The organism is Kineosporia babensis (genome assembly GCF_021129305.1).
Taxonomy (GTDB): Bacteria; Actinomycetota; Actinomycetes; order Actinomycetales; family Kineosporiaceae; genus Kineosporia; species Kineosporia babensis.
The window spans coordinates 14,553-40,888 of record NZ_JAJOMB010000025.1; the positions used below are offsets into that span (position 1 = coordinate 14,553).

General features: G+C 70.7%; 13 protein-coding genes and 1 pseudogene. 5 read left to right on the top strand and 9 right to left on the bottom strand.

Annotation, left to right across the window (positions count from 1 at the left end; genetic code table 11):
• Positions 1 to 6: 6 nt before the first annotated feature.
• The 5 genes from LR394_RS33585 to LR394_RS33605 are packed head-to-tail and all read right to left on the bottom strand — an operon-like array spanning position 7 to position 14,413.
• Positions 7 to 1,062 carry an MDR family NADP-dependent oxidoreductase gene (locus LR394_RS33585; RefSeq protein WP_231448658.1) on the bottom strand — a complete coding sequence of 352 codons (1,056 nt, stop codon included), beginning with the start codon at positions 1,060 to 1,062 and terminating at the stop codon, positions 7 to 9.
• Positions 1,059 to 2,726: a phytoene desaturase family protein gene (locus LR394_RS33590; RefSeq protein ID WP_231448659.1), complete on the bottom strand. Its 1,668-nt coding sequence runs from the start codon at positions 2,724 to 2,726 to the stop codon at positions 1,059 to 1,061. Before LR394_RS33590 ends, LR394_RS33585 begins: the two co-directional genes overlap by 4 nt.
• A complete protein-coding gene (locus tag LR394_RS33595; protein ID WP_231448660.1) occupies positions 2,723 to 4,360 on the bottom strand; it encodes a phytoene desaturase family protein in 1,638 nt (545 codons plus the stop codon). The genes LR394_RS33590 and LR394_RS33595 overlap by 4 nt, the downstream gene beginning before the upstream one ends.
• On the bottom strand, positions 4,350 to 13,493 hold the full coding sequence (locus LR394_RS33600) for a non-ribosomal peptide synthetase/type I polyketide synthase (protein ID WP_231448661.1): 9,144 nt from the start codon (positions 13,491 to 13,493) through the stop codon (positions 4,350 to 4,352). Before LR394_RS33600 ends, LR394_RS33595 begins: the two co-directional genes overlap by 11 nt.
• Positions 13,490 to 14,413 (bottom strand): sterol desaturase family protein, encoded by a 924-nt coding sequence (locus LR394_RS33605; RefSeq protein WP_231448662.1) that lies wholly within the window; start codon positions 14,411 to 14,413, stop codon positions 13,490 to 13,492. The genes LR394_RS33600 and LR394_RS33605 overlap by 4 nt, the downstream gene beginning before the upstream one ends.
• A gap of 403 nt (positions 14,414 to 14,816) precedes the next feature.
• Here LR394_RS33605 and LR394_RS33610 point away from each other — a divergent pair, with 403 nt between their 5' ends.
• Positions 14,817 to 15,296 (top strand): hypothetical protein, encoded by a 480-nt coding sequence (locus LR394_RS33610; protein ID WP_231448663.1) that lies wholly within the window; start codon positions 14,817 to 14,819, stop codon positions 15,294 to 15,296.
• 547 nt (positions 15,297 to 15,843) lie between these two features.
• On the opposite strand, the gene LR394_RS33615 is transcribed toward LR394_RS33610, so the two are convergent.
• From LR394_RS33615 to LR394_RS33625, 3 genes are read right to left on the bottom strand one after another with little or no spacing between them, the layout of a single operon-like run.
• Complete coding sequence (locus LR394_RS33615) at positions 15,844 to 17,625, bottom strand: dihydrolipoamide acetyltransferase family protein (protein ID WP_231448664.1); 1,782 nt, start codon at positions 17,623 to 17,625, stop codon at positions 15,844 to 15,846.
• Positions 17,618 to 18,631, bottom strand: coding sequence for an alpha-ketoacid dehydrogenase subunit beta (locus tag LR394_RS33620; RefSeq protein WP_231448665.1), 1,014 nt, complete (start codon positions 18,629 to 18,631; stop codon positions 17,618 to 17,620). Before LR394_RS33620 ends, LR394_RS33615 begins: the two co-directional genes overlap by 8 nt.
• Positions 18,628 to 19,734 (bottom strand): thiamine pyrophosphate-dependent dehydrogenase E1 component subunit alpha, encoded by a 1,107-nt coding sequence (locus tag LR394_RS33625; RefSeq protein ID WP_231448666.1) that lies wholly within the window; start codon positions 19,732 to 19,734, stop codon positions 18,628 to 18,630. Before LR394_RS33625 ends, LR394_RS33620 begins: the two co-directional genes overlap by 4 nt.
• 250 nt (positions 19,735 to 19,984) lie before the next feature.
• Between LR394_RS33625 and LR394_RS43375 the strand changes: the two genes are divergently transcribed.
• From LR394_RS43375 to LR394_RS43805, 3 genes and pseudogenes are all read left to right on the top strand, one after another.
• Positions 19,985 to 21,136: a sensor histidine kinase gene (locus tag LR394_RS43375; RefSeq protein WP_231448667.1), complete on the top strand. Its 1,152-nt coding sequence runs from the start codon at positions 19,985 to 19,987 to the stop codon at positions 21,134 to 21,136.
• Positions 21,137 to 21,158: 22 nt separating this feature from the next.
• Positions 21,159 to 21,815 carry a response regulator gene (locus tag LR394_RS33635; protein WP_231448668.1) on the top strand — a complete coding sequence of 219 codons (657 nt, stop codon included), beginning with the start codon at positions 21,159 to 21,161 and terminating at the stop codon, positions 21,813 to 21,815.
• A gap of 86 nt (positions 21,816 to 21,901) precedes the next feature.
• Positions 21,902 to 22,777, top strand: a pseudogene (locus tag LR394_RS43805) (glycosyltransferase family 87 protein); the annotation flags it as partial.
• Between the two features lie 225 nt (positions 22,778 to 23,002).
• Here LR394_RS43805 and LR394_RS43810 read toward each other — a convergent pair.
• Positions 23,003 to 23,956, bottom strand: coding sequence for a quinone oxidoreductase family protein (locus LR394_RS43810; protein ID WP_407937181.1), 954 nt, complete (start codon positions 23,954 to 23,956; stop codon positions 23,003 to 23,005).
• A gap of 239 nt (positions 23,957 to 24,195) precedes the next feature.
• Between LR394_RS43810 and LR394_RS33645 the strand changes: the two genes are divergently transcribed.
• Positions 24,196 to 26,325 carry a methyl-accepting chemotaxis protein gene (locus LR394_RS33645; protein WP_231448670.1) on the top strand — a complete coding sequence of 710 codons (2,130 nt, stop codon included), beginning with the start codon at positions 24,196 to 24,198 and terminating at the stop codon, positions 26,323 to 26,325.
• Positions 26,326 to 26,336: the final 11 nt, after the last annotated feature.

Consider the following 26,336-nt stretch of genomic DNA (forward strand, 5'->3'; position numbering starts at 1 on the left):
CGGTCCTCAGAGCTGAACCAGGACCTTTCCGCGGTTGCCGGCTCGATCCTGGAACAGGCTCTGGTAGGCAGCGGGGATGTTGTCGAAGCCGTGGTGCAGGCTCTGGTCGTAGGAAATCAGTCCCTGACGGACCAGGCCGCCCACCTCCTGACGCAGGGCGTGCCAGTTCTCGTCGGTGAACCACTCCATCGAGAAGACACCGCGGACGGTGGCCCGCGGGAACATGATGTACGGCAGCAGCCGGGGGCCGGTGTGCTCCTGGCCCACCTGGCTGGCCCACTGCCAGCACACCGCGACCTCGCTGCCGACGTTGAGCATCGAGAACGCGGCGTCGGTGATGCTGCCACCCAGATGGTCCAGGTAACGGTCGATGCCCTGGGGCGCGGCCTCGGCCAGGGTCCGGGCGACCTCGGCAGGGTCGTCGTCCTGGTGGTGGAGCAGGACTTCGTCGAAACCGAGGCCTTTCAGGTAGCTCAGTTTCGCCGGGCTGCTGGTGGTGCCGATCACCCGGGCCCCGGCCCGGGAGGCCAGCTGCCCGGCCAGCGTGCCGACACAGCCGGAGGCGCCGGAGATCAGCATGGTGTGGCCGGGCCCGAGCGTGAGGATCCGGTTCACCACGCCCCACGCCGTCATACCGCTGCCGCCCAGGACGCCGAGCGCGCTCGAGAGCGGCAGCACGTCGTCGTAGTCGGCCGGATCCAGGCGCCGGTAGGCCGGGAAGACCATGGGGAAGGTCCCGGTCTGCCAGGGCGCGGCGGCCCCGGTGCTGATCACGTGGGTGCGCCAGCCGCCGAAACCCTGCACCACGTCACCCGGCCGGTGCGCGGCGCGCGGGCCGGCCTCGAGCACCCGCATGATCGAGTCGGCCCCCATGACCTGGCCCGGCGGGGTGTCCAGGGCGATGCCCTGCAGGTACGGGTCGACTGAGACGTAGAGGGTCTCCAGCAGCATTTCCTCGTCGGCGAGCCGGACGTCGACCTCCTGGGTGACCTTCTGGTACATCCGCTCGACGTCGGGCCTGCCCTCGACGTGGTCCTTGACGATCCACTCGTGCACGTTCACGGTGCCTCCTGCGGTTGTGGTCCGACCGGGATCAGAGTGTGGGTGGGCATCGGCAGGGTCTGGTCGATGCTGGCGGAGAACTCGCGGCCGTCGTCGTGGCAGACGAACTGCATCACGTGACGGCCCGCGGCGGCGGCGCGGATCAGGCCGCCGGTGGTGGCCCAGACCCCGGACTGGTAGAAGTTCGCCAGCCCGGGCAGACCCGGGCCGTGTTTCTTGACCAGTTCCTCCAGCGTCTCGCCGCCCTCGACGAAGGGTTGCCAGCCGAGCACCGTGCCGTCGTAGTTGCCGGTGTAGCGCACCTGGCTGAGGGGCGTGGAGACGTCCCGGACCACCACAGACTCGCGCAGCCCCGGGTAGCGCTGTTCGAGGAAGTCCACGACGGCGTCGCGGACCTGACGTTTGGCCCGCTGGTAGGCGCGGCCGCGCTGGACCGGCAGCGTGTGCAGCGGCTGCCCCCGGCGCACCCGGGTGGCCTGCTCCGGGCCCTCGCTCAGTTCCCGCCAGGGTTCGATGTCGCAGAAGTAGGTGGCGTAGACCACGCTGGTTCCCTCGGGCGAGAGTTCCGGGTAGTGGGCGCTGCGGAACTGGACGTTGATGCTGGGATGCCGCAGGCCGATCAGCTTCCCGGCGGTGCCGGGCTCGAGCAGGTGCGTGGTGCACGGATCGCCCTGGGGCGCACCGGCCCGCAGGCCGAGGAAGACGATGAAGTAGCCCGGGAAGACCATGCCGGCTTCGGAAATCGTTCTGGTGTAGAGCTTGCGGTACTCCTCGGTGAGGTAGCGGCCACCCAGGAACCGGGTCATCGTGGTGTGGCCGTCGCACGCCGAGACCACGATGTCGGAGCGCATCTGGCGCCCGTCGGTGAGCCGTACCCCCACCGCCCGGTCGTTCTCGACCAGGATCTGTTCCACCTTGGCGTTGTAGGTGACCTGCCCGCCGAGCCGGCGGTAGCGCTGCTCGATCGAGGTGGCCAGGCCCAGCGAGCCGCCCTCGGGCACCCCGGCCGCCTGGTCGGCGTGCGCGGCCAGCTGGAAGTAGTTCGGCAGCACCGGGAACGCCGGATGCCGTTCGTAGAGGATGAAGTTGAACGCCTCACGCAGCAGCGGGTCCTGGAACCGGGCCGAGTAGTCGGACATCAGCACGGTGATCGATCTGCGGATCACGTTGAAGTAGGGCAGGAACGACAGCAGCATCCGGGCGCGCTCGCGTCGCCCCATCAGGCCGACCGGTTTCAGGAACGGGTACACCGCCAGGGCCCGCCGGAAGGTGCGCAGCCCGGCGCAGAACTGGCCGATCAGCCGGGCGTCGGCCGGCGACAGCGCGCACAGGTGGGCCTGCAGCCGGTCGGGGTCGGAGTAGAAGTAGACCGCCCGGCCGTCGCGCCCCCGCACCACGTTGAACACGTCGAAGTGCCGCATCTGTTTTCCCTGCAGGGCACCCAGTTCCAGCCAGATCTGGTACATCTCGCTGCCCGGCCCGCTGCCCAGCAGCCAGCTGATGCAGCTGTCGAAGGTGAACCGGCCCCGGTCCCAGGCGGTGCAGCAGCCCCCGGGGACCTCGTGCATCTCCAGGATCTGGGTGCGGTAGCCGTTCATCTGGGCGTAGCAGCCGGTGGACAGGCCGCCCAGGCCGGCCCCGATGATGATCATGCTCTGCCTCATGACTGGTTCCTCTCCCGCTCGTACCAGCGCTCCAGCTGGGGCAGCCGGCCGAGCCGGTCCGGGGTCCAGGGCCGGGTGCCCGTGCTCTCCCAGGCCCGGAACGGGACCCCGAGCTCGGCGCACAGGTACTGGGCGGCGAACCGGCCCGAGGAGGCCGCCCGGATCAGCCCGCCACCGGCCACCCACTGCCCGGCCATCGAGAACCCGCTCAGGCCGGGCAGCCTCATCCGGTCACGGTTGACCATCCGGCCGGTGACGTCCTCGGCCTCGTCGAAGCCCTTCCAGGCCAGGATGCTGCCGTGGAAGTTGCCGGTGTAACGCTCGGTGGTCACCGGGGAGGCCACGTCGACCAGGTCGATCCGCTCGCCCAGGCCGGGGTGGCGGCGGTCCAGGAACTCGCGGACGAAGGCCGCCACCTCCCGTTTACGGGCCCGGTAGGCCGCGCGGTCGGTGGTGCGCAGCGACTTCCAGAAGGAGTAGTCGCTGAAGTAGGTGCAGTGGATCACCGACCTTCCCGGGGGCGCGAAGCCGTCCGAATAGCGCGAGCGCAGCTGCACCACCAGACTTTTCTGCAGAGCGCCGGGCAGGCGGGCCGCGTCGCCGGCGGACAGCAGGTAGGTGGTGCTGTGCGCGCTGTCGGCCGAGACGTCGCCCTTGACGCCGACGAAGGCCGACACCACGCCGGGGTAGAGCGTGCCCGGGCGGTGCAGCAGGTCCTGGTACAGCCGGTCGGTGCGGGGACTGCTGAACCGACCCTCCAGCAGCCGGCCGAGCGTGGTGCGCCCGTCGCAGGCCGACACCACGTGCTCGGCGTGGTGCCGGGTGCCGTCGCGCAGTTCGACACCGGTGGCCCGGCCCTGGCTCACCAGGATCCGCTGCACCGCCGAGCGGTAGTGGATCTGCCCGCCCAGCGCGGTGTACCGCTCCTCGATCGAGCGGGCCAGGCCGAGGGAGCCACCCTGGGGGAAACCGGCGTTGCGGTTGTGGGCGGCGGCCAGGTTGAACAGGTAGGGCATCAGCGGGAAGTCCTGCGGGTCCTGGAAGAAGATGTTGGGGAAGGCCCGGCGCAGGAGCGGGTCGTGCAACTGCGCGCTGAAGCGGTTCATCGGGGTCGCCGCGTTGCGCCAGAACAGCCGCAGGGCCGGCAGCACGGCTCGTAGCAGGCCGAGCTTCTCGCGGACCGACTGCAGCGGAGCCGGTTTCAGGAACGGGTACAGGTCGAGGCGGACGAAGCGGCGCAGGTCGTTGCAGAACGAGCGGATGCTGGCGGCGTCAGCGGGGGACAGCTCGAGCAGGTGCTGCTCCAGGCGGTCCGGATCGGTGTAGAAGGTCACCGCCCGGCCGTGCTCGTCGACGACCCGGTTGAACATCTCGAAGTTGCGGATGCTCTTGCCGTCCAGGGCTCCCAGTTCCCGCCAGATCTGGTGGGCGTCGTTGCCCTCGGCGGTGCCGATCAGCCACTCGATGCAGTAGTCGAAGATGTAGCCCTTGCGCGACCAGGCGGTGCAGCAGCCGCCCGGCAGCACGTGTTTCTCGAAGATGCTCGTGGACAGGCCGCTCATCTGGGCGTAGCACCCGGTGGCCAGACCCGCGACCCCGGCGCCGACCACGATCACCCGCGGCTCAGCCGTCATCGCGGGCTCCGGTGAGGGCCTGCCGGGCCAGAGCGGCGTTGTGCGGCAGGTGCCCGGCGCCCAGCATCTGGGCGTGGTCACCGGAACCGGCCAGCACGGTGACCGGTCCGGCCGAGCAGCCCTGCCAGCTGCCGGTCGCCGCGGGCACGGCCGCCTTGGTCTCGTCGAGGATGACCGTGATCGGCGCCGCCACCGTGCCCGTGTTCGGGGTCACGCTGGAGAACTCCAGGTAGTCACGAGCCTGCCGGAGCAGGTCCTCGGTGACCGCGTCGGTGCCGGTGTGCAGCCGGACGTGCCCGGCCAGTTCCTCTTCGAACCGGGCCAGGTGCTCCCCGGTGAGCTCGAACTGCCCGGCCGTGCGGTAGGCGTCGAGCATCACCAGCCCGGACACCCGGTGCCCGCCCCGCTCCAGTTCCTTGCCGACCTCGAAGGCCAGGTTCCCGCCGAGCGAGTAGCCGAGCAGCCGGTAGGGACCGTGCGGTTGCAGGCCTCGCACCAGCTCGGCGTAGCGGCGCACCTTGTCCGGGCCGGGCAGGTAGTTGAAGGCGATCAGCCGGTGCCCGGGCAGATGGCCGGCGAAGCCGCGGTACACCAGGCCGTGCCCGCCGGCCGGTGGGAAGCAGAACAGCGGCTCGGGTGCGTCCCGGTTGAAGGTGAGGAACGGTTCGCCGAGCCCGGCTTGGCCGGTGACGGCCTGTTCGAGCGCCTGGGCCATACCCTCCAGCGTGCTCACCCGGAACAGCTCGCTGACCGGCAACTGGACGCCGAAGTCGCTCTGCAGCAGGTAGATCAGCTCGATCAGCCGGATCGAGTTGCCCCCGAGCTCGAAGAAGTCCTCGCCCCGCCCGCACTCGCCGCAGTCGAGCAGGGCGGCCCAGTGCCGGGCCGTCTCCTGTTCGTAGAGGGTGGCCGGTGGGTCGTCGCCCGGGGCCGGCCCGCTCCAGGGGCCCGCCCCGGGGTGGGCGGCCAGCGCCCCGAGATCCACCTTGCCGTTGGCGCTCAGTGGCAGCTGCGGCAGCTCCAGCACCAGGGCCGGAATCATGAAGGTGGGCAGGTGAGCGCTCAGGTGCGAACGCAGGGCCCGGCGCTCCAGGGTCCGGCCCTCGGCGAGGACCAGGTAGGCGCACAGCACCTGCTCGCCGCCCGGGCCCGGGCGAAGCCCCACCGCCGCCCGGGACACCGGCGGCCAGTCCGTCAACTGGGTCTCGATCTCACCGGGCTCGATCCGGTGCCCGCGGATCTTGACCTGGCTGTCGGTCCGCCCGGTCAGCTCCAGTTCGCCACGAGTGCTCCAGCGGGCGCTGTCCCCGGTGCGGTAGAACCGGCCGGCCGGGTGCTGGACGAACCGGCCGTCGGCGGGCCGGGTATCACCGACGTAGCCGCCGGCCACGCCGCTGCCTCCGACCCAGAGCTCACCGACCACACCGGGCGGCACCACCTGACGGTGGCGGTCCAGCACGTACACGGCGGAGTTCGGGAAGGGCCGGCCGATCGGCACCGTCTGGGTCGCCGGCAGACCCTCGACCGAGCCCTCGAAGTAGGTGCTGTCGATCGTCGCCTCGCTGAGCCCGTAGGAGTTCACCAGCCGGGTGCCCGGGCCGCACAGCTCCTGCAGCTTGCGGTACTCCCCGACGGTCCAGACGTCGGAACCGACCACCACCAGCCGCAGGCCCGCCAGCCGCCGCCCGGTGCGCTCGCAGTGCTCGATCAGCCCGCGCACCACCGCGGGCACGAACTCCGCCGCGTGCACGCCGTGGGCCTCGACGGTGTCGAGCAACCGGGCCGGGTCGAACAGCAGATCCCGGTCGGCGAGCACCAGGGTGCCGCCGGTGGACAGGGCCCGGGCGAGGTCGCCGGTGAACACGTCGAACGGGAAGCCGGCCAGCTGCAGATGGGTGCGTACGTCGGAGTCCAGCCGGTACTCCTGGCGCCAGGCGGCGGTGACGGCCGCCAGGTTGCGGTGGCTGACTTGAACGGCCTTGGGAGTGCCGGAAGAACCGGAGGTCTGTACGACGTACGCGGCCGAGTCCGGCTCGGCCAGGCCGACTGGTTCATCAAGCCCGGGTCCGGGCCGGACGAGCTCGTCCAGCGTGCGGACCGGCGCCCCGGAAAGAGGACTCGGGGCGGAACCGACCACGATCAGCCCGGCGCCGGCGGTACGGATCACCCGGTTCAGGCGAGCCGGTGGATCATGCGGGTCCAGCGGAAGATAGGCGGCCCCGGCCCGCCACACCGCCAGCAGGACGACGAACAGGTCGGGTGTCTTGTCCAGGGCCAGCGCCACCACCGAGCCCGGCCCGATCCCCAGTGCCCGCAGTCGGTGTGCAGCCGCACCGGAACGGTCTGCCAGATCCCGGTAGGTCAGCGGCCCGGTCCCCGAAGCCGGCACCACGGCGATGGTTTCCGGCGAACGGTGGGCCGCCTGCAGAATCAGCTCGGGCACCGGTGGGCCGGTGGGCACCGTGCGCCCGCTTCCGCTCCAGTGCTCCACGATCTCCTGCCGCTCGGACCGGCTGATCAGCTCAAGGGTGTGCACCGGGGTCTCCTGCGGCACCGACGTCAGCCCGTCCAGCAGGCTGACGTAGTGCCGGGTCAGCCGGGCGACCGTGGCAGCGTCGAACAGGTCGCAGTTGTACTTGAGCACGCAGTGGAACCGCTGCTCGGCCTCGTCCTCGTAGACCGAGAGCGTGAGGTCGAACTGGCCCTCCTCCTCGGGCAGCTCGACGTACTCCAGCCGGTGGCCGTGCCCGACGGCCGAGACCTGGTGCACCAGCAGGATGAACATGGCCTGGAAGACCGCCGAGCGGCTCGGGTCGTGCGGCAGGCCGAGCTCGTCGACCAGCAGGACGAAGGGATACTCCTGGTGATCCAGCCCGCCCAGCACGCTGGAGCGCACCGAGGCGATCAGGCCGGCCACGCTCGGGTCGCCGGCCAGGCTGACGTGCAGCGGCAACGGGTTCACGAAGTACCCGTACACCGAGGCGAACTCCTTCTCGGTGCGGCCGGTCACCGGGGTGCCCACGACGATGTCGTCCTGCCCCGAGTACCGGTGCAGCAGAAGGTAGTAGGCCGCCATCAGGACGACGAACACCGTGACGTCGTGCTCGCGGGCCAGGGCGTGCACCCGGGCGCTGGTGGCGGTGTCGAGGACGAAGAACTCCGAGGCGCCGTTGGTGGTCTGCACCGGTGGCCGGGGCCGGTCGGTGGGCAGCTCCAGCACCGGGATCGGCTCGGGCAGGTGCTGCTTCCAGTAGGCCAGCTGCCGGGCGGCCCCCGGCCCGGCCAGGAACCGGTTCTGCCAGTTGAGGAAGTCCAGGTAGTGCGCACCGACCGGGGGCAGCGTGACCGGCTCACCCCGGCGCAGGCCTTCGTAGATGTCGAGGAGTTCCTGGATGTAGGTGAAGGTCGAGACCGCGTCCGAGACGATGTGGTGCACCGCCTTCATGAGCACCCACCGGTCGTCGGCCCGCCGGAACAACCGGAACCGGACCAGCGGGTCGTGCTCCAGGTCGTACGGTCGCCGGTACTCCCGGATGATCATCGGGTAGATCTCGTCCCAGGCGAGGTCCGGCACGTCGAACACCGCCAGGTCCGGGGCGACCTCCCGGGGATCGCGGATGCGCTGCTGCGGGCGTCCGTCCCGGACCTCGAAGGCCGCCCGCAGCAGCGGATGCCGGGCCACCAGCTGCCGGGCCGCCTCGAGCATCAGCTCGGGCCGCAGAGGGGCGTGCACCTGCACTGCTCCGCCGATGTTGTAGGCGAACCCGTCGGGGTTGAGCTGCTTGAGGAACCAGAGCGCCTTCTGGTTCTGGGTGAGCGGGAACCGGTCGGGGTCGGTGAACACCTCGATGTCGGTGTCTGGAGCGGCCACTGCCCCGGACGGATCGCTGCTGAGCAGGTCGCACAGCTGCCCGGCCAGATCCGCCACACCGGCGCCGGACAGGAGCGCCATCACCGGCAGCGAGACCTGGAACTCGGTCGCGACCCGGGCCCGCAGTTCCATGGCCAGCAGCGAGTCCAGCCCACTGGTGGTCAGCCCGTCCTGCAGGGACAGGCGCTCGGCCGGAACGTGCAGGACCGAGGCGACAGCAGCGGTGAACGCCTCGGTGACCAGGGCCGGACGCTGCTGCGCAGGGCAGTCCCGGAACCGGTCCAGGAAGGCCGTACCCACCTCGACGGCCGGACCGGCCGTGGCCGCCAGCTCCGACACCAGCGGCGGCGGCACGGGATACCAGGCATGGAAGACCGGCCAGTCGACCACGGTGACGATCACGAACTGGGCCCGGTCCTGGCCGAGCAGCCGCTCCAGTACGGCCATCCCCGCCGCCGGGGTCAGCGCCGACATTCCCCGCGCGTCGCGGTAGTGGTCGACCAGGCCCAGATCCTTGATCATGCCGGTGGCCCACGGCCCCCAGCAGATGCTGGTCGCGGGCAGCCCCAGGCCCCGGCGATGGTGCGCCAGCGCATCCAGAAAGGCGTTACCGGCGGCATAGTTCGTCTGCCCGGCCGTGGTCAGCAGCGAAGCCATCGAGGAGAACAGGACGAAGTGCTCCAGCGGCTCGTTCACCAGCAACTGGTGCAACAGCCAGGCCCCTACCGCTTTCGGGTCGTGCACGGCCTCGAAGGTGCCGCGATCCATCTGCGGCAGCAGGACGTCGTGGACCTGCGCAGCCAGGTGGAAGACACCCCGGATCGGCATCCCGGTGCGAGCCCGGTACCCCGCCAGCCAGGTGCGCAGACCTTCCTCGTCGGTGATGCTGACCGGCGCCAGAGCCACCTGCGCTCCAGCGGCCTCCAGCTCCCGGACGAACCGGACGGACGGGTTCTCGCTCGCCAGGGACGGCCACTGCTCGCGCTCGGGCAACCGGGTCCGGGCGAGCAGGATCAGCCGCCGTGCCCCGCGAGCCACCAGAAACCGGCACAGGACCTGGCCGAGGGCACCGAAGGCGCCGGTGACCAGATAGCTCCCGTCGGCGCGCAGGCTCAGCGGCAGCGCCTGCGGCAGATCGGCCGCGGCCGGCCGCAACCGGCTCGTCAGGCGAGCTGTTCCCCGCAAGGCGATTTCGTCGTCCTCAAGTTCAGGGTCTTGAAGTTCGCGCAGTAACGCGGTGATCTGCTCGGGGCCGGAGGCAACCCCTGGATCAAGATCGATCAGCCGCCCCCGGTGCTGCGGCAGTTCCTGATGCCGCAGCACCCTCCCGACACCCCAGACCCGGGCCGCTGCCGGGTTCGCCGGATCACCGGGAATCACGGCCTGGGCGCCTCGGGTGATCACGTGCAGCCGAGCGGAGGCGCTGCCGAGCAGGGCCTGCGCCAGGGTGATCAGCGAGTAACACTCCAGCGCGGTCGAATCCCTCAGATCGGAGGCGGTCATCGTCTCCGGCGCCGAAGCGTCCAGACCCCACAGATGGACGACGTGGTCGTAGCCGCTCACATCCGGTGGCAGCGGGGTGCCGGGAACCAGGACCTGCACCTGCTGCCCGGCCGCGATCAGCTGCTCGGCAAGGTCCGCACCAGTACCGCCGGCGTCCGCCAGGAGTAGCCAGCGCTCGCCGGCGTCGGACGGGATCGTCGGTGCCGGGGGTAGCTCGTGCCAGCGCAGCTCGGCCAGCCAGGTGTCGACGGTCGCGGAACTGACTGTGCCCGAGGCCTCGTCGACACGCTGGGCCTGCAGCCCGAGGATCTGGCCGAGCAGGCGTCCGTCGTCCGTGTAGAGCTGGATGTCGCCGGTGAGCGACTCGGTGTGACGTTCGGTGATGGTGGCCTGGGCCCAGAAGGGCTCGTCACCGGGCGATTCCATCCGGATCTCGGCGATCCGCGAGGGGAGGTACACCGGGTCCTGGGCGTTCGTGAGGAGCAAGGGGGTGAGCAGCGCCTGGAAGCAGGAGTCGAGCAGGACCGGATGAACGTCGTCAGCGGTGCCGACCGGCAGCACCTCCGGCCGGCGGATCCGGGCCAGGGCCTGATCGGGGCCGATCCAGACCTGGGCGATGCCCTGGAACGCCGGTCCGTAGTGATATCCGATCTGGGTGAGCTGCTGGTAGCAGGGGCCGGAATCGAGCACACAGGTGGCCTGTTCCCGCAGCCGGTCGGCGTTCCAGCGCGGTGTGACCGGGCGGGACTGCAGGGCCCGGAGGATGCCGTGGGCATGCACGCCGGTCTCGGAACTGACCGTGAACGAGGAGTCCTCGCGGGAGAACGCCAGCTGCAGCCGGGGCGCCGGGCGCGCCGGATCGTCGGAAAGGTACAGCGCCCGGCGCAGTTCCAGATCCGCCGTCACGAAGCCGGTCCCGCCGGTGAGTGCCCGTCCGGCCTGTACCGCCATCTCCACGTAGGCGGCAGCCGGGAACACGGCCACCGACTGGATCCGGTGGTCGCTCAGGTACGGCAGCGTTTCCAGATCGGGCCGGGCCGACCAGAGCGGTTCGCTGGACTCGGTGCGGATCCCCAGCAGCGGGTGGTCCTGCCGGCCGGTGCGAACCCGGGCCACCGGTTCCGGCTCGATCCAGTGCCGGTCGCGGCGGAACGGGTAGGGCGGCAGGGACACCGGTACTCCGTCCGGCTGCAGCGCGTCCCAGTCCAGCGGCACCCCGAGGGTGTGCAGGCGGGCCAGCGACCGGGTGAGACAGGCCTGCTCGTCCTCGAGCCGACGGATCGAGGGGATCGTGACGGCGTCCGGCAGGCACTCCCGGATCGAGTGCGCCAGCACCGGATGTGGGCCGATCTCCAGGAAGACCCGCTGGCCGGTCTCGGCCACGGCGTCGATCGCCGAGCGGAAACGGACCCGGCCCCGCACGTTGTCCCACCAGTACGACGCGTCCAGCTCCGGCCCGGTGGCCCGGCCCGGCCGGGCCGTCAGATACAGCGGAAGCTGCGCCGTACGGGCCGTGAGATCGCTCAGGCCGGTGAGCAACTCGTCCTTGATCTCCTCCATGGCGATGCTGTGGTAAGGCACCTGGACGTCGAGGAACTTCGCGAAGACCCCTTCGGCGCCGAGCCGGTCGCGGATCGCGGACAGCTCCTGCGGGGCGCCGGCCAGCGTCAGTGCGGCCGGGCTGTTGACCGCGGCGACCGACACCCGGTCGCCGTGCTCGGCCGCCACCCGCAGGCCTGACTCCTCGTCCAGCCCGACGGCCAGCATCGTGCCCGTGCCCACCAGCTTCTGCTGCAGGCGGGAGCGGTGCAGCGCCACCCGGACGGCGTCGGCCAGGGAGTAGACCCCGGCGTGCAGGAACGCGGCGATCTCACCGGTGCTGTGCCCGAGCACCGCGGCCGCTTCCACTCCGCGGGCGTTCCACAACGCCGCCAGCCCGGCCTGCACCGCGAGGTTGGCGGGCTGGGCCAGCCAGGTCTGACTCATCCGGGAGGCGGTTTCGTCGGCGCGCATCTCGTCGATCAGGCACCAGCCGGCCTGGGCGCGGATCAGCGCGTCGATCTCCTCGACCACCGCGCGGTAGACCGGCTCGGCCGCGAACAGCTGCTGCCCCATGCCCCACCACTGCGGTCCCATCCCGGTGAAGACCCAGACCGGGCCGGGGCAGGGTATGACCGTGCCGGCAGGGGCATCCGGATGTTCCTGGTCCTGCGTGCAGGCGGCCAGGGCGGCCTCGAGCGTGCTCCGGTCGCGATAGACCACCACCCGCCGATGAGCGTGCTGTTGCCGGCGGTGGGCCAGGGTGTGGGCGACGTCCTCGGGGCGGGCGCCGTGGGCCAGTTCCTGCCGGATGCCTGCGGCCAGAACGGAAAGGGCTTGAGGACGTTCGCCCGACAAGGGCAGTAACGTCCAGTCCGGTCGGGGCCGGGTTTGCGGAACCGGTCCGGGCCCGGCCTGTTCCAGCAGGACGTGAGCGTTCGTCCCGCCGAAACCGAAGGAGTTGACCCCGGCCCGGGCCGGGCCTTGGTGCAGCGGCCAGGGGACGGCGGTGGTCGGGATCCGGTAGGGCATCGCGGCCAGGTCGATGGCCGGGTTGACCTCGCTCAGGTTGATGTGGGGCGGGATCACCCCGTGCTTCAGGGCCAGAACGGTCTTGATCAGCCCGGCGATCCCGGCCGCGGCCTCGGTGTGCCCGATGTTGGTCTTGACCGATCCGACGTAGCAGTGCTCGCCCGGGGCCCGGCCGATCTCCAGGGCCCGGCCCAGGGCAGCCGCCTCGATCGGGTCGCCCACCGGGGTGGAGGTGCCGTGCGCCTCGACGTACTGCAGTTCGCCCGGGGTGATGCCGGCCTGGGCGCAGACCCGGCTGATCAGGCGGACCTGGGCGTCGGGGTTGGGGACCGTGATGCCGTTGGTACGGCCGTCCTGGTTGACGCCGCTGCCGATCACCAGGGCATGGATCGGGTCGCCGTCGCGCTGCGCGTCCGCCAGTCGCTTGAGCGCGATCATGGCGACCCCTTCGGCCCGGACGTAGCCGTCGGCCGCGGCGTCGAAGGTACGTGAACGGCCCGCGGGGGAGAGGAAACCGCCCTTGGTCTCGGCGATCGTGTACTGCGGGGCGAGATGCAGCAGAGCGCCGCCGGCCAGCGCCAGGCGGCTCTCGCCGCGGCGCAGGCTCTCGCAGGCCAGGTGCACCGCGACCAGGGAGGAACTGCAGGCGGTGTCCAGGGACAGGCTCGGGCCGCGCAGGTCCAGGCAGTACGAGATGCGGTTGGAGACCATCGTCATCATCGTGCCGGTGGCGGTGTGCGCGGCGATGGTCTCGAACCCGAGGTCGGAGAACTGCAGGATCTTGTAGTCGAGGGTGAAGGCTCCGACGAACACCCCGACGTCGGTTCCGGCGAGATCTCCCGGCCGCTGGCCGCCGTCCTCCAGCGCCTCCCAGCTGACCTCGAGCAGCTTGCGCTGCTGCGGGTCCATGTGGTCGGCCTCGCGCGGGCTGATCCCGAAGAAGCCGGGGTCGAACTCGTCGAAGCCGTCGATGTAGCCGCCGCGGCCACCCACCAGCCGGCCCGGCCGGGTGGCCTCGCGGCTGGCGAGCGTGTCCGTGTCGTAGCGGCTGCGGGGCGTGGGGGTCAGGCAGTCCTTGCCCGCCAGAAGGTTTCGCCAGTAGGAGCGGTGGTCGTTGGCGCCACCGGGGAAGCGGCAGCCGATGCCGATGACGGCGAAGCGGTCGGCCGGGCTCGAGGCAGCGGTCATCGCAGATCCTCCAGGACGAGAGGTGAGGCGGGGCTTGGGCGCCGGCGGCGGAACGGGTGCAGCAGACTGGCCACGGGGGCGAACTCGCCGGGGAAGGCCCCGGGATCGCTGAGGCCGACCGCGACCGGCACTCTTCCCGGCAGCCAGGTGTAGGTACCGAACAGGTGATCCCACAGGGGGATTTCGGAACCGTAGTGCCCGGCCTCGGTCAGATCGGTGCTGTGGTGCAGGCGATGCTGCTCCGGGCCGACGACCAGGTAGTTGAGCCGGCCCAGCCGCACGTCCACGTTGGCGTGGGCGAAGTAGCCGTGGGCGGTGGTGAACAGCCCGGCCAGGAAGACCGCGGGAGCCGAGAAACCGCCGACCACCAGACCGATCTGGATGACGAACTGGGCGAACGCGACGTCGAGAACATGGTTCACCCCGTTGTTGGCGACGTTGACCTTGCCCGGGGTGTGGTGCACCCCGTGAAAGCGCCACAGCAGCGGACTGCGGTGACCGAGACGGTGCACGAGGTATCCGGCCAGCGAGCTGATCAGCAGGGCCAGCGGCACCTGGACCGGCATCGGCCAGGACGGCGAGACCGTGGCCAGGGACTGCACCGCGAGTGCGGTGAGGAACTGGGCGAGGGCGCCCCCGGCCATCGTGAACCCGAAAAATATTCCGTAGAAGATCCATTCGCGCGGCTGCGGTTGCCAGGCGGTGTCGAACGGCAGGGCTCTTTCGAGGAGCGTCAGGTACAGCAGGACGGCGACCAGGAATCCGGCGCTGACCGTGGGCAGGTCCCAGCCCAGCCCCAGAGCTGCGAACCCGGCGCCCGCGATCATCGCCCACAGCGCGGGATAGACACTGTGCTGCAGAAGATTCCGTCCGGAAACGCGGTTGGTCCGGGCCGGCGACTGGGCTGGCTGCTGGGGCATCCGGAAGCTCCTCGGATCGTCGCATCGCGAAAGGTTGCCTGTAGGAACCAGAAAGACGCCGTGCGAGATGGTCTTGTTTTTCGGGGATGAAGGTCGGCTGGAGCTGCTGGGCGGGCTCGCGGCTCTCGGCGAACGGGCGACCGGACATAACGGTACGTGGCGACTGGCGAGTTCTCCAGAGCTGATGTGATGCCGAGGGAATTGCCCGGCCTTTTGGGCTCATCCCTCCCGGGAGAATCAAAGTCCCCACGAGTGAACTTCTTTCGCTACTGGCCAGTGGCCGACCGGGGGGCTGTCCGGCGTCTGAGGCCAGAAGGTGCCGCAAGCGGCCGAGCTGCACCCGTCGGTGACTCTTGGTAGCGTTCGGGGACGTTGGGTAATCGACTCTTGGGGGGAACTTTCCATGAACCGACGTGTCACCGGCCTTGCGGCAGCTCTGGGTGCGGCCGCGGCCCTGACTCTGACCGGGGCACCGGCGGCCACCGCGGCCGACGCCGCCGAGTGCGGTGCGAAACTGTCCGACTGGTCCACCCTGGGGGCGCTCGGCGCCAATCTCACCACCATCGACGACAACGACTACGGCCTGAAGAAGGCGCTCATCGTGACGGTCGGCAGCAAGATGCTGACCAAGGGCGTGGAGTTCAGCGAGTTCGACATCACGCTGGGCGAGATCATGCACCAGGGGCAGTCGATCAGCGCCCGCAGCGGAGGTGACGAACAAGCCGTCTGGAAGCTGCACAGCCCGATCTGCGCCAGTGTCAACCCGGTCGAGGAGTCCCGGGTGACCTCGGCCAAGCTGACCATCACCGAGTACGAGGGGACCAGCACCACCGAGATCACCCGAGGTCCGCTCACCGGGAACGTGCAGTCGTTGCTCCCGTGACGGTGCTCGACCCTGGTACTCATGAGGCGCCCGGACGGCCCGGCTGAGACAGGCTGACCGAGAAGGTGGTTCGGGGTTGCAGCACTCAAGCCGCGCCCCGAACCACCGCTGGTCGACGAAGGGTCTCCGGTCTCAGCGAAGCACTGGGTACGAAGCCGGCCGATCCGGGGCTGTCGCCGAAGCCGGGCCGCCACTGGCTCGCTGATCGGGGGCGAACCGGTTCAGGGTCTCGCCGTTGATCCGGTTGACGACGCGGACCGGACAGCTCTGGGCGCCGTCCTGGCTCGGATAGATGCCGATCTGAACCTGCGGCCTTCGCCAGGTCCGGCTCAACGAGAGGTTCCGCCCGAAGATCTGGACGATTCCGGGTTCGCCACCTTGCGATGGAAACCGGTACAGGGCCAGGATCAGGAAGGCGACCACGATCGGTGACGATCCGGTCGGCCCGTGATGCCCGCCTGCCGGTGATCTCGGCCCGGGCAGCTCGGCTGTCAACCCGCCTTGCGCCCGTCGTAGCCCAGATACCCCGGCCTGCGCGACTGCTGGCTCAGAGATCACCGAGAGCCAGGACCGGCTGCTCCACACAGTCGGCGACGAACCGCAGCAGTCCGCCTGCAGCCGCGCCGTCGCACACCCGGTGGTCGAAAGTCAGGGCCAGCTGCGTGACCTGGCGTACGGCGAGCTGCCCGTCGACGACCCAGGGCCGCGCGATGATCCGGCCGATACCGAGGATGGCGGCCTCGGGGTGGTTGATGATGGCGGCCGCGCCGTCCGTGCCGAACACGCCGTAGTTGTTGACGGTGAACGTGCCCCCGGTCAGGTCGGCCGGGGACAGTGCGCCGCTGGTCTTCTCGCGCAGGGCCGTGGCGAGTTCCCGGGTGCTGAGCCGGTCGGCGTGGTGGATGACCGGGACCAGCAGGCCGCGGGCGGTCTGCGCGGCGAAGCCCAGGTGAATGGCGTGGTGACGGTGGATCTCGCCGTCCTCGACGGTGGCGTTGAGTTCGGGGAAACGGCGAAGCCCGGCGATGACGAAGCGGGCCAGCAGGGCGACCAGGCTCACCGGTGGCGTTTGCTGACCGGCGTTGAGCGCGGCGCGGGCGGCCAGAAAGTCGGTGGCGTCGGCGTCGACCCAGACGGTGGCCTCAGGGATTTCCCGGCGGGAGCGGGTGAACTTCTCGGCGGCGAACCGGCGGATGCCGGTCAGTGGGATGCGCTCGAACCCCTCCGACGGGGAGCCGGGGGTCTGAGCGGTCACGGCGGCTGAGTTACCGGGTCGTCCTCCAGCGGCAGGGGCGTCCAGAGCACCGATGGAGGACGGGGTGGCCGGGCCTGCCTCAGACGCGAGGAGGGGCGCGGCGGCTGGGTCGGTTGTGCTGGTCAGGTCGGTCGTGGTGGGGGCGGCCGGTGCGTCGATGGAGGACGGGGTGGCTGGGCCGGTCTCAGAAGCTGGGTCGGTCGTTGCGGTCAGGTTGGCGGGGTCGCGCTCGTCGATGGCGCGGCGGATGTCGGCGCGCATGATCAGTCCGCCGGGGCCGGTGCCGGTGACCGTGCGCAGGTCGAGATGTGCGTCGCGGGCGATGCGGCGGGCCAGCGGTGAGATGACCCGGACGACTGGGCTGTCGGGGGCGCTCTGGTGGCTGGCCTGCGCGGCCGAGGTGGTGGGCGCGGCACCGGTGAAGGTGGGCTGTGCTGCTGGTCGGCGGCTCAGTTCCTCAGCCGCCGGCGAGGGCGCAGCGGCTGGGGAGGGTGCAGCGGCTGGGGAGGACATAGCGGCGGGCGAGGTGGACAGCGCAGGTGAGGCCGCCGCCGAGGTCAGGGAAGTGGCCGCAGGGGCCGGCGGGGGTGCTGGCACTGACCCTGGCGCTGGCCTTGGTGCGGTGGTGGCTGGGCTGGGCGGGGTAGGTCGCCCGGGTCGGTGGGGGCGTCGGCGTCGTGAGGTGCGGGCGGTGGGTGTGCCGTAGCCGATGAGGACGTTTCCGCTGGCCTCTGAACTGGTGTCGGCAAGGTCAGCAGCCACTGTGGTCCCGCTGACCGGAGCCGGAGCGATCTCGATGCCGGGCTCGCGGAGCCCACCGAGGGCGTTGGACGGCTCGTCCTTCTCGGCCACGCTGATCAGCGGTGCCCCGACCGGAACCATCGCCCCGGCCTCGGCGTGCAGTGCCGTCACGGTGCCGGCGAACGGGATCGGCACCTCGACCGAGGCTTTCGCGGTCTCGACCTCGACCACGGGCTGGTCGATGCTCACCTCGTCGCCGACCTGGACCAGCCAGGTCACGATCTCGGCCTCGGCCAGGCCCTCGCCGAGGTCGGGCAGCAGGAAGTCAGACATCCTCGTCCTCCCACTGCAGACGGCTCACCGCGTCCAGAATCCGCTCGGCGCTGGGCAGATGGTGGGCCTCGAGCTTGGGCGGCGGGTATGGGATGTCGAAGCCGGTGACTCGCAGGACGGGTGCGGCCAGGTGGTGAAAGCACTGCTCGCTGAGGCGGGCGGCCACCTCGGCGCCGTAGCCGCAGAACCCGGCGGCCTCGTGCACGACCACGGCCCGGCCGGTGCGGCGCACGCTCGCGGTGACCGTCTCGTCGTCGAACGGGTTCAGGCTGCGTAGGTCGATGACTTCGAGGTCGTAGCCTTCCTCGGTGCCGAGTGCGGCGGCCTCCAGGGCCGTGGCCACCGTGCCGCCGTAGGTGATCACCGTGACGTCGCGGCCCGGGCGCACGACCTGGGCCTGGTGCAGAGCGGGCCCCTCCAGGCTCAGCGTGGCTGTTTCCTTGGACCAGTAGCGGCGTTTGGGTTCCAGGAAGATCACCGGGTCGGGTGAGGCGATGGCCTGGCGCAGCAGCCGGTAGCCGTCGGAGGGGGTGGAGCAGGTGACGACGCGCAGGCCGGCGGTGTGGGTGTAGTAGACCTCTGAGGAATCGCAGTGGTGTTCGACTCCACCGATGCCCCCGCCGTAGGGGATTCTGACCACGACCGGTAGCTCCACGCGTCCGCCGGTCCGGTTGCGCATTTTCGCCAGATGGCTGGTGATCTGCTCGAACGCGGGGTAGGCGAAGGCGTCGAACTGCATCTCGACCACCGGGCGCAGGCCGTTCATGGCCATCCCGATGGCGGTGCCGACGATGCCGGACTCGGCCAGCGGGGTGTCCCAGACCCGTTCCTCGCCGAACCGCGCGGCCAGGCCGTCAGTGATCCGGAAGACGCCGCCCAGCGTTCCCACGTCTTCGCCGAGCACCACCACCCGCTCGTCCTCGGCGAGCGAGTCGGCGAGCGCCTGGTTCAGGGCGGCCGCCAGCGAGACCGGCGTGGCGGTGGCCGGTAGGGAGGTGATGCTCATGCCCTGGCCTCCTCGTCACGGGCGATCTCGTCGAGCAGGTCTGCCTGCTGTTGGTGCAGCGCAGCGGTCGGTTCGGCGTAGACGTGCCCGAACAGGCCCGCCGGATCGGGTGCGGTGTCGGCGTTGGTGCCGGCTCGCACGGCGGCGGCCAGGGCCTCGGCCTCAGCGGCGAACTCGGTGGGTGGTTCCTGCCCGTCGCGGTTCAGGAAGAGCTCGAGGCGGCGCAGCGGATCGCGTTCCAGCCAGAACGCGACCTCCTCGTCCTGCCGGTAGCGGGTGGCGTCGTCGGCGTTGGTGTGCGCCTCGACCCGGTAGGTGAGGGCCTCGATCAGCACCGGGCCGTGGCCGGCGGCCGCGTGCTGAACAGCCTCGCTGACGGTGGTGTGCACGGCGGCCACGTCGTTGCCGTCGATCAGGTGGGAGGGGATTCCGTAGCCGATGCCCTTGTGCGCGAGCGAGGGCGCGGCGCTCTGTTTGGCCAGGGGCACACTGATCGCGTACCCGTTGTTCTGTACCAGGAACACGACCGGGGCCTTCCAGACCGCGGCGAAGTTCAGCGCCTCGTGGGTGTCGCCCTCGCTCGTGGCCCCGTCGCCCAGCAGCACCAGCGCGACCGTGTCCTCCCGCCGTAGCCGCGCGGCGTGAGCCAGGCCGACCGCGTGCAGGGTGTTCGTGGCCAGCGGGGTGCACTGCGGCGCCACTCGATGCTCGTACGGGTCGTAACCGCAGTGCCAGTCCCCGCGGAAGCTGACCAGCACCTGCAGCGGATCCACGCCCCGGGTGAGCACGGCCACCGAATCGCGGTAAGTCGGGAACAGCCAGTCCTGCGCCCGCAGAGCCAGGGCCGCGCCGATCTGGCAGGCCTCCTGGCCCCGGGACGAGGGGTAGACGGCCAGCCGGCCCTGCCTGGTCAGCGCGGTGATCTGGGTGTCGAAGCGGCGCCCGATCACCATGGCCCGGTACAGCCGGAGCAGGGTTTCGCGATCCGGTGCCGGGCCGACCGCGGCGCCGGCCGGGTCGATCAGCTGCACCGGTGCCGGCGTGGGCAGCAGGGGGTGCGGTGGCGCGGTGATGTCGTGCGGGGACTCCTGCGTGCTGGTCATCGGGCGCCACCCTTCGGGCTCGAAGCGGACACGAAACCCCGGCCGTGCGGGCACCAGTCAAGGTGCTCGGCGCAGGGGCGTCAATGGGTGTGGTCGGTGGCCGGCCCGAACGCCCGCCACACTCAACAGAACACGTGCAGGCAGGCGCCCGGTTGAGACGTTCGGCGAACTTTTTCACCGAACGAGGTAGCCGGCAGGCGTACGCCCGCGGGCTGATGTGTGCTCGTCCGGGCGTGACTACCGTGGCCGGGTGAGTACCTCGACTGCGCGCCCGGCCCGTGCGGGGCTGCGACGACTGCGCGGCCCCGGACGTCGTCCCTGGTGGGCGCTGCAGGTAGGGGCCGCGCTGGTCGTGCTCTGGCTGGTCCTGGGGTATCTGGGTGCGTCGGTGATGATCGTCGCGGCGGTGGTGTTCGCGGCGGCGCCGGTGATGCTGGTGCACCACCCGGTGCTGTGCTGGTGGGTGACCATGCTGTTCGCGCCCTTCCTGGCCTTCCTGGCCAGGGACGAGGGTGTGCTGGTGCTGTGCTGCCTGGCGATCTACACGGCGGCCGGGATCCTGAGCTGGTCTCGTCCCTGGCGGGTCTCGGTACCGGCCACGGCTGGGTCCGGGGTGCTGCTGCTGATGCTGTTCGCCACGCTGATGCCCGGCGTCCGGGTGGACCAGAACGCGCCTGTCCTCGTCATGGCGCTGCTGTGCGTGTGGGTGGTGGCCAACTCCGGCGGCCAGGCCCGGCGCCGGGCGCTCGCGGCCCGGACGCGCGCGACCGAGCAGGCGATCGAGGCCGAGAGGCTGCGGATCGCCCGGGAGATGCACGACCTGATCGCGCACAGTCTGGGGGCGATCGCGTTCCAGGCCGGCATGGGCGCTCGGGTGATCGACTCCCAGCCCGCGCAGGCGCGTCACGCGCTCAGCGCGATCGAGAGCACCAGCCGCCAGACCCTGGCGGAGCTGCGGCGCACGCTGGGTGCCTTGCGCCGTTCCGATCCCGAAGGTGCACCGGCGGCGCCGATGCCGAACCTGGCGGATCTGGACCGGCTGATCTCCACCACCCGCGAGGCCGGGGTGACGCTTGAGCTGGAGCGTCTCGGCGAGGTCCGGGAACTGCCCGCTGACCTGGAGCTTTCGGCGTTCCGGATCGTTCAGGAGTCGGTCACCAACGTGGTCCGGCACGCGGGCACGCCCAGCTGCCGGGTCCGCCTGGTCTTTCACCCGGCCGAGCTGGAGATCGAGGTCCTGGACCAGGGCCGTGGTAGTGGCGCGGCGCTGAGCAGCGGGTACGGGCTGGTCGGGATGCGGGAGCGGATCACGTTGCTGGACGGGCAGTTCAGCGCGGGGCCGCGGGAGCAGGGTGGGTTCCGGGTGGGTGCGCGGTTCCCGATTCCGGCAACGGACGCGTGAACGTGCGTGAGGATGGTGCATCGTGAGTGTGAGCGTGGTGCTGGCCGACGACCAGCCGCTGATCCGGGCCGGGCTGCGGGTGCTGCTGGCCGAGACCGAGGACCTGAGGTTCGTGGGGGAGGCCGGTGACGGTCTGGAGGCGGTCGAGCTGGCCGGGCGGCTGCGGCCGGACGTGGTGGTGATGGACCTGCGGATGCCTCGGCTGGACGGGATCGGCGCGACCCGGCAGATCGTCGAGAAGTATCCCGACGTCAAGGTTCTCGTCCTGACCACGTTCGACGACGACGAGTACCTGTACGGGGCGCTGCGGGCGGGGGCCAGCGGGTTCCTGGTCAAGGACATCTCGCTGGACGACATGCTGGCCGGGATCCGGGTGGTGGCCGCCGGTGACGCCCTGATCGCGCCGAGCCTGACCCGCCGGCTGATGCATGCGGCGATCGGCCGGAACGCACCCGCGCACCCGCCCCAGCAGCTGGCGGCCATCACCGAGCGCGAGCAGGAGGTGCTCACCCTGATCGGCAACGGCCTGTCGAACGCGGAGATCGCGGCCCGGCTGGTGATCAGCCCGGCCACCGCCAAGTCGCACGTGGCCCGGCTGCTGACCAAGCTGAACGCCCGCGACCGGGTGCACCTGGTGATCCTGGCCTACGAGTTCCAGCTGGTCACCCCCGGGCGGTAGGCCCAAGACCCCCTCCCAGGGATGCAGCCCGCAAGCCGATGTGAAGCCAGGGCCTGGCGCGCCAGCCTGAAGTCATGGCGAAAATCATGGCTTGGCAAGGGTTTCGCGAGCGCCTGGAACACATCGGCCCGGGCCGGGTCCTCGGGGTGCAGGTGCTCGTGGTGGCGGTGTTCACCCTGCTGTGGAACCCGCTGGACTTCTTCATCTACCGGCTGGGCGGGGCGGCCATCGGCTCCGGCACCGACCTGTACCTGGAACGTCAGGCCGGGCTGTTCTTCACCTACACGCCGTTTGCCGCGCTGTCGTTCGTACCGCTGAACTGGCTGCCGCTGATCCCGGCCCGGCTGTTGTGGAATCTGGCGGTGTTCGCGGCCTTCGCCTGGGCGGTGCGCGAGATGCTGCTGCTGGCCAGGATCCCTTTCTCGCGAAGGATCTTCGGCTGGTGCGTGGCCGGTGGGCTGCTGCTGGAGCCGGTCTGGCACACGTTCTTCCTGGGCCAGATCAACGTGTTCCTGCTGGCGCTGGTGCTGTTCGACGTACGCCGGGTGGCCGAGGGTAGAGGCCGGGGCGTGGGTATCGGGCTGGGGGTGGCGGTGGCGATCAAGCTGACGCCCGGGGTGTTCGTCGTGCTCCTGCTGCTGGCCGGGCGGGTACGGGCGGCGCTTACCGCGGGGGTGAGCTTCGCGGTCTGCACGCTGCTGGGCTTCGCGGCCGACCCGGAGGCGTCGTGGCTGTACTGGCGGGAGATCTTCTTCGACTCCTCCCGGGTGGGCATCCCCTACATCAGTAACCAGTCCCCGTACGGTGCGCTGGTGCGCCTGGTCGGTGGCCGGGAGAACGTGGGCGAGTGGTTCCTGCTGGTGCCGGTGGTCTTCCTGGCGCTCGGTCTGGCGGTGGCCACCCGTGATGCCCGCCGCGGCGACTGGGCCAGTGCGTTCGCCACGGCGGGCCTGACCAGCCTGCTGGTCTCCCCGATCTCCTGGGCCCACCACTGGGTGTGGGCGTTGCCGGCGCTGGTGGTCCTGGTCAATGAGGGACGCTTTCGGGCAGCTTCCTGGGCCGGTGCCGTCTTCGTGCTGTCACCGATGTGGTACCTGCCGCGCACGCTCGGCCCGATCCCGCTCCTTCCCACGGTCAACGCCTACCTGGTCGTCGGCCTGGCCCTGTTCACGTGGCTGACCCTGCGCTCACGGGATCAGGGCGAGCTTGCCTCCGGGATGGCCACCGAGCAGGAGCTCGAGCGCGGCGGGAGCCTCGTCCAGGGGGAAGGTGCGGGCGAGCGGGACGGTGAGGTCGCCGGCGTCGGCCAGTTTGACCAGGGCCCGGCGGGAGCGCTCGCGGAATTCCCGGCTCTGCGGGGTGGTGCCGCCGACTGCCAGGAACCCGTCGCGCTCGGCGCGGGCCCAGCCGGCGATGGTGACGATGCGGCTGCGGTCGGAGACCAGGTTCAGCGACACGTCCGCAGCCTCGTCGGTTCCCACCGTGTCCAGCGCCGCGTCGTACCCCTGGGGCGCGATCTGCCGCAGTCGCTCGGCCAGACCCTCCCCGTAGCGCACGGGGGTGGCGCCGAAGGCCTTCACCCGCTCGAAGTTCCGCTCGGACGCCGTCCCCACGACCCGGGCGCCCAGCAGACGCGCCTGCTGCAGAAGGCTCACCCCGACCGCGCCGGACGCGCCGTGGACGACGACGGTGTCTCCTGAGACGACCGCGCTGGTGTGCAGCATGTCCGCCGCCGTCGCACCCGCCAGCAGCAGGTTGGCCGCCTGTGCGAAGTCCAGCCCGGCCGGCTTGGGGAACACGTCCGCGGCCGGCACGGTGATCCGGGTGGCGTACCCACCGCGCACCTGGCCGGCGATGACCTCGTCGCCGACCTCGAAACCGGCGCCTGCCCCCACCGCGTCCACCACGCCGGCGACTTCGAGCCCGATCACCTTCGGCAGCACCGAGGGGTCCTTGCCCGGCCCGGCCGCGAATCCCTTGGCGTCGGCCGGGTTCATCCCCGCCGCCCGCACCGCGATCCGGACCTCACCGGGACCGGGCTCCGGGACCGCGAACGTCTGCAGTTCCAGTACCTCAGGCCCTCCAAAAGCGGTGGCGACCCAGCGACGATCCACGACACGTCCTTTCTCGATCCTTGACACTGCGACCTGCTGGGCCCCGATCCTGCCGTGTCACGGGCGGGCAGGCGCGCCGACACGGGGAAGCCAGGTCGTGCGTTGGCCGGGCCGGGGACGACTGGACCGCCCGGTCCGTGACCGAGGCGGTCGCTCGTCCGTTGCTGGAAGTTCTTGCTGTTCAGTAACTTTTCCGGCTGCCCAGCCGGCTGCGCGGGCTGGTTACAGCCGGGCGGGTGCCCGGCCGATGCGATGGTGTGGGGAGAATGTCGCGGACGGTGTCGTTGCGGGCCACGCTGATCCTGTTGGGGGTCGGCAGCATCGTGCTGACCGCGGCCGTGCTGGGTGGGGTGGCCGCCTGGCAGAGTCATGTCTTCAGTGATCAGGCCGACCGGACCATGGCCGGGCAGCGGGACAACGAACTGGACAGCCTGACGGCCCAGGTCGATCAGCTGGTCGCCAATGCCGGCGCGGCCACCCAGGCCAGCGTCGACCGGGCGAACACGGTTCTGCTGTCGGACCTGGCCGAGAAGGGTGGCCTGCGGCTGGCCCAGACCTCGGTGCGCTGGGACGCGGTCAACCAGGTCACGCAGGAGACCCGGCGGGTGAGCCTGCCGCGGGTCCTGCTCGAGCGCACCTGGCTCGGCCGTAACCGCGACCTGCGCAAGCCGACCCCGATCGTCGACACCCTGGCGGCCAAGGTGGGTGGGGCCGTCACGATCTTCCAGCGGATGAACGACGACGGCGACCTGCTGCGGGTGGCCACCACCGTCCCGAACGCCGAGGGGAAACGGGCGCTGGGCACGTACATTCCCGCGGCCGGCGCTGACGGCAGCCCGAACCCGGTCGTTGCGGCGATCAAGTCCGGCCGGCCCTACCGAGGTGTCGCCCAGGTGGTCGGCACCTGGTACGTCACCGCCTACGACCCCCTGAAGAACGCGGACGGCGACGTCATCGGCGCGGTCTTCTTCGGCGTCCCCCAGGCCGAGGCGATCAAGGAACTCACCGAGAGCATCGCCGCCACCAAGATCGGCCGTCACGGCGGCGTCACCATCTTCAGCAACGGCACCGCCGACCGCGGCCGCGTCATCGCCTCCGGGCTCCCTCAGGACGCCTCGACGTCCGAGGAGCCCTTGAAGGCCGTCGACGCCAACGGAACTCCCTACGTCCAGGAAATCGTGGACGCGGCCGCCCGCCTGGGTGAAGGACAGGAATGGACGCGCGACTACCGCCTTCCCGGAAGCGGTGACGTCGCCGCGGCCGACAGCACGCTCCGCGTCCGGTATTACGCCCCCTACAGCTGGGCGATCGCCGTACAGACCTACAACCCGGACTACGCCGCCGCCAGCCAGGCCCTGAGCGACGGCCGGGCCGGGATGCTGAAGATCTTCGCGCTCGCCGCCGTCCTGCTGGCGGTCTTCGGCGGGGGTCTGGCCTGGTACTGGGCCCGCCGCACCGCCCAGCGCCTGGCCGTTCTTACCGGCGCGCTGGACCAGGTGGCCCGCCGCGACCTGACCGCGAAGGTCACCGAGGGCAGCGACGAGATCGGGCAGATGAGCACCGCCCTGAACACGGCCGTCGGGGAGATCCGCGCGCTGCTGTCAGACATGGCCGGTACCGCGACGGGGGTGGCGAAGGCGGCCGGTCAGGTCTCCACCGTGGGGGACGAGGTGGCGGGGGCTGCGGATGCGGTGGCGGTGCGCACGGGGCTGGTGGCCTCGGAGGCGGACGAGGTCAAGCGCACGATGCAGACGATCGAGACCGGCGCGAACGAGATGCACGCCGCCATCAACGAGATCAGTGTGAACGCCACCCAGGCCGCCACCGTGGCTCAGGAAACGGTGCTGCGGACCGAGCAGGCCCGGGCGGTGATCGACCGGCTGGGGCACTCCAGTGCGCAGATCGTCGACGTGGTGGAGGTGATCAGCGCGATCGCCGGGCAGACGAACCTGCTGGCCCTGAACGCGACGATCGAGGCTGCGCGCGCCGGTGAGGTGGGTAAGGGTTTCGCGGTGGTGGCCAACGAGGTCAAGGAACTGGCTCGCCAGACCGCCGAGGCCACGGTCGACGTGACCACGCGGGTGAACACGATCCGGGCCGACACCGATGACGCGGTGGCGGCGATCATGGCGATCGGTGAGGCGATCGAGCGGGTGAGCGCCTTCCAGGACGCGATCGCCGGTGCGGTGGAGGAGCAGAGCTCGGTGGCCTCGGAGATGAGCCGCAGCGTGGAGACGGTCAGTTCCGGGGGTACGCAGATCAGCACGGGTATCGGCGAGGTGGAGGCCACCGTGGCCAGCACGCTGAAGGCGGTGGGCAGTTCGCGGGAGGCAGCGCGCACGCTGGACGAGAACGCCAACGAGCTCACCCGGCTGGTGCAGCGCTTCGCCCGCTAGCCGTTGTCGGC

Excerpts from the sequence above, each read along its gene's own strand:
- LR394_RS33590 (WP_231448659.1), bottom strand. The coding sequence starts at position 2,726 with ATGAGGCAGAGCATGATCATCATCGGGGCCGGCCTGGGCGGCCTGTCC.
- LR394_RS33595 (WP_231448660.1), bottom strand. The coding sequence starts at position 4,360 with ATGACGGCTGAGCCGCGGGTGATCGTGGTCGGCGCCGGGGTCGCGGGT.
- LR394_RS33600 (WP_231448661.1), bottom strand. The coding sequence starts at position 13,493 with ATGACCGCTGCCTCGAGCCCGGCCGACCGCTTCGCCGTCATCGGCATC.
- LR394_RS33605 (WP_231448662.1), bottom strand. The coding sequence starts at position 14,413 with ATGCCCCAGCAGCCAGCCCAGTCGCCGGCCCGGACCAACCGCGTTTCC.
- LR394_RS33610 (WP_231448663.1), top strand. The coding sequence starts at position 14,817 with ATGAACCGACGTGTCACCGGCCTTGCGGCAGCTCTGGGTGCGGCCGCG.
- LR394_RS33615 (WP_231448664.1), bottom strand. The coding sequence starts at position 17,625 with ATGTCTGACTTCCTGCTGCCCGACCTCGGCGAGGGCCTGGCCGAGGCC.
- LR394_RS33620 (WP_231448665.1), bottom strand. The coding sequence starts at position 18,631 with ATGAGCATCACCTCCCTACCGGCCACCGCCACGCCGGTCTCGCTGGCG.
- LR394_RS33625 (WP_231448666.1), bottom strand. The coding sequence starts at position 19,734 with ATGACCAGCACGCAGGAGTCCCCGCACGACATCACCGCGCCACCGCAC.
- LR394_RS33645 (WP_231448670.1), top strand. The coding sequence starts at position 24,196 with ATGTCGCGGACGGTGTCGTTGCGGGCCACGCTGATCCTGTTGGGGGTC.